This is a genomic window from Streptomyces misionensis (assembly GCF_007896895.1).
Taxonomy (GTDB): Bacteria; Actinomycetota; Actinomycetes; order Streptomycetales; family Streptomycetaceae; genus Streptomyces; species Streptomyces misionensis_A.
Map to the genome: position 1 here is coordinate 1 of NZ_VOGW01000011.1, position 3,162 is coordinate 3,162.

2 protein-coding genes are annotated in these 3,162 nt (G+C 73.6%); both read right to left on the reverse strand.

Going from position 1 to position 3,162, the window contains the following annotated elements; translation table 11 throughout:
* On the reverse strand, positions 1–2,176 hold a 2,176-nt coding region (locus tag FRZ03_RS01790), incomplete at its 3' end, for a bifunctional salicylyl-CoA 5-hydroxylase/oxidoreductase (protein ID WP_146463333.1).
* Positions 2,177–2,182: 6 nt separating this feature from the next.
* On the reverse strand, positions 2,183–3,010 hold the full coding sequence (locus tag FRZ03_RS01795; RefSeq protein WP_146463334.1) for an enoyl-CoA hydratase family protein: 828 nt from the start codon (positions 3,008–3,010) through the stop codon (positions 2,183–2,185).
* Positions 3,011–3,162: the final 152 nt, after the last annotated feature.

The following is a 3,162-nucleotide window of genomic DNA, read 5'->3' on the forward strand; positions in this document are numbered from 1 at the left end:
CGGCCGCGTGCAGGGTCCAGTGGGGGTCGTAGAGGTGGGGGCGGGCCAGAGCGCAGAGGTCCGCGCGGCCGGCCAGGATCAGGGAGTTGACGTCGTCCCAGGAGGAGATGGCGCCGACGGCGATCACCGGGACGCCCACCTCGTGGCGGATCCGGTCGGCGAACGGGGTCTGGTAGGAGCGGCCGAAGTCGGGCTGTTCGTCGGAGACGACCTGGCCCGTGGAGACGTCGATCGCGTCGGCGCCGTGGCCGGCGAAGGCGCGGGCGATCTCGACCGCGTCCTCGGCCGTCGTCCCCCCGTCCGCCCAGTCGGTGGCGGAGATGCGGACCGTCATCGGGCGATCGGCCGGCCACACCGTGCGCAGGGCGTCGAAGACCTCCAGCGGGAAGCGCAGCCGTTTCTCCAGTGAGCCGCCGTAGGCGTCCGTGCGGCGGTTGGTGAGCGGCGAGAGGAAGCCGGAAAGCAGATAGCCGTGCGCGCAGTGGAGTTCGAGGAGGTCGAAGCCGGCCCGGGCGGCACGCCAGGCCGCCGCCGTGAACTGCTCGCGGATGTCGGTCAGTTGGGCGCGGGTCAGTTCGCGCGGGGTCTGGCTGGTGGGTTTGTACGGCAGCGGGGAGGGGGCGACCAGCGGCCAGTTGCCCGTGGGCAGCGGGTCGTCCATGCCCTCCCACATCAGCCTGGTGGAGCCCTTGCGGCCCGAGTGGCCGAGCTGGACGCCGATCGCGGTGCCCGGCGCCTGCCGGTGCACGAAGTCGGTGATCCGGCGCCACGCCTCCGTCTGCCGTCCGGTGTACAGACCGGCGCAGCCGGGGGTGATGCGGCCCCGCTCGCTCACGCACACCATCTCGGTCATGACCAGCGCCGCCCCGCCGAGCGCGCGGGCGCCGAGGTGGACGAGGTGGAAGTCGCCGGGCACGCCGTCGGTGGCGGAGTACATGTCCATCGCGGACACCACCACCCGGTTGCGCAGGGTCAGCCCGCGCAGCCGGAACGGCGTGAACATCGGGGGCGTGCCGGGCGGGCAGCCGAACTCCCGCTCCACGGATGCGGTGAAGCGGGCGTCGCGCAGCCGGAGGTTGTCGTGGGTGACCCGGCGACTGCGGGTGAGCAGGTTGAACGCGAACTGGCGGGACGGCTGCTCGCGGTAGAGGTTTAGGTTCTCGAACCACTCCAGGCTCGCCTTCGCGGCCCGCTGGGTGGAGGCGACGACCGGTTTGCGCTCGGTCTCGTACGCCGACAGCGCGGCGGGCACGTCGGGCTGTTCGGACAGGCACGCCGCCAGCGCCAGTGCGTCCTCCACGGCCAGCTTGGTGCCCGAGCCGATGGAGAAGTGGGCGGTGTGGGCCGCGTCGCCGAGCAGCACCACGTTGCCGTGCGACCAGCGGTCGTTGACCACCGTGCGGAAGGTCGTCCACGCCGAGTCGTTGGAGCGCAGGGGCCGGCCGCGCAGCGCCTGGGCGAAGATCTTGGCGCAGCGGTCGGTCGATTCGCTCGGGTCCGTCTCGTCGAAGCCGGCCGCCCGCCAGACCTCCTCGCGCATCTCGACGATGACCGTCGAGGCGTCGGGCGCGAACGGGTAGCCGTGCAGCTGCATCACGCCGTGCTCGGTCTCGGCGATCTCGAAGCGGAAGGCGTCGAGGGCGAAGTCGGCGGCGAGCCAGATGTAGCGGCAGCGGTGGGCGGTGATCGTGGGGCGGAAGACCTCGGCGTAGGTGGCGCGGGTGGCGCTGTGGACCCCGTCGGCGGCGACGACCAGGTCGTGGTCGGCGGCGAGCCGGCCGGGTGGCGGGGCCTGGGTGCGGAACTCGATCCGTACGCCCAGGTCCCGGCAGCGGTCGTGCAGGATCTTCAGGAGGCGGTGTCGGCCGAGGGCCGCGAAGCCGTGCCCCCCGGAGGTGTGGCGCACGCCCCGGTGCACGACGTCGATGTCGTCCCAGCGGACGAAGTGCCGTCGCAGGGCCTCGTAGACCACCGGGTCGGCGTGCTCGATGCCGCCCAGGGTCTCGTCGGACAGGACGACCCCGAAGCCGAAGGTCTCGTCGGGGGCGTTGCGCTCCCAGACGGTCACCTCACGGGCGGGGTCCAGGCGCTTGAGCAGGGCGGCGGCGTAGAGACCGCCGGGTCCCCCGCCGATGACGGCGACGCGGGAGGCGGCGGGCGCGGCTGACGTCGGCACGGCGGGTCACCGCCCCTGCCACTTCGGCGGGCGCTTCTGCGTGAACGACGCGTGGAACTCCCGGTAGTCCTCGCCGTTCATCAGCAGCGCCTGGGTCGCCGCGTCCAGCTCCACTGCGGCCGCCAGCGGCATGTCCAGCTCCGCCGTCAGCAGGGCCTTCGTCTGGGCGTGGGCCAGGGCGGGGCCGGCCGCCAGGCGGCGGGCCAGAGCCTGGGCGGCCTCGTCGGCGTGGCCCTCCTCGGTGAGTTCGCTGATCAGGCCGATGCGCTCGGCCTCGGGGGCGCGGACCGGCTCGCCCAGCATCAGCAGCCGGGTGGCGTGGCCGAGCCCGACGACCCGCGGCAGCAGGTAGGCCGCGCCCATGTCGCCGCCGGACAGGCCGACCCGGGTGAAGAGGAAGGCGAAGCGGGCGCTCGGGTCGGCGACCCGGAAGTCGGCCGCGAGGGCGAGGACCGCCCCGGCGCCCGCCGCGACCCCGTGCACGGCGGCGATCACCGGGAAGGGGCATTCGCGCAGGGCGCGGACCACCTGGCCGGTCATCCGGTTGAAGTCGAGCAGCTGGGCGGTGTCCAGGGCGAGGGTGGCGCCGATGATCTCGTCCACGTCGCCGCCGGAGCAGAAGCCGCGCCCCTCCCCGGCCAGCACCAGGGCGCGCACCGAGCGCTCCCGGGACAGCTCGGCCAGCAGGTCGCGCAGGTCGGCGTAGGCGCCGAAGGTGAGGGCGTTGAGTTTGTCGGGGCGGGCGAGGGTGACCGTGGCGACCCCGTCGGCGAGCCGGAGGCGCAGGTGCTCCCAGTCGGCGGTGCGGGCGGCGGAGCCGGTGAAGGGACTCATGACGTGCGGCCTCCTTGGGCGGCGGTGCCGTACGTTGCGCTGTGCCTCGAAGTTATCACTTGTTTGTGACTGTCGTCACGGGCGCGCGACAGGCCGGGCGGGGAAGGCGCCCGCGCGCCGAGTGTCACCGGTCGGCTGCGGCCCCGTAACAG

Bases quoted from the DNA above. Each gene is read 5' to 3' on its own strand.
- FRZ03_RS01795 (WP_146463334.1), bottom strand. From the start codon at position 3,010: ATGAGTCCCTTCACCGGCTCCGCCGCCCGCACCGCCGACTGGGAGCAC.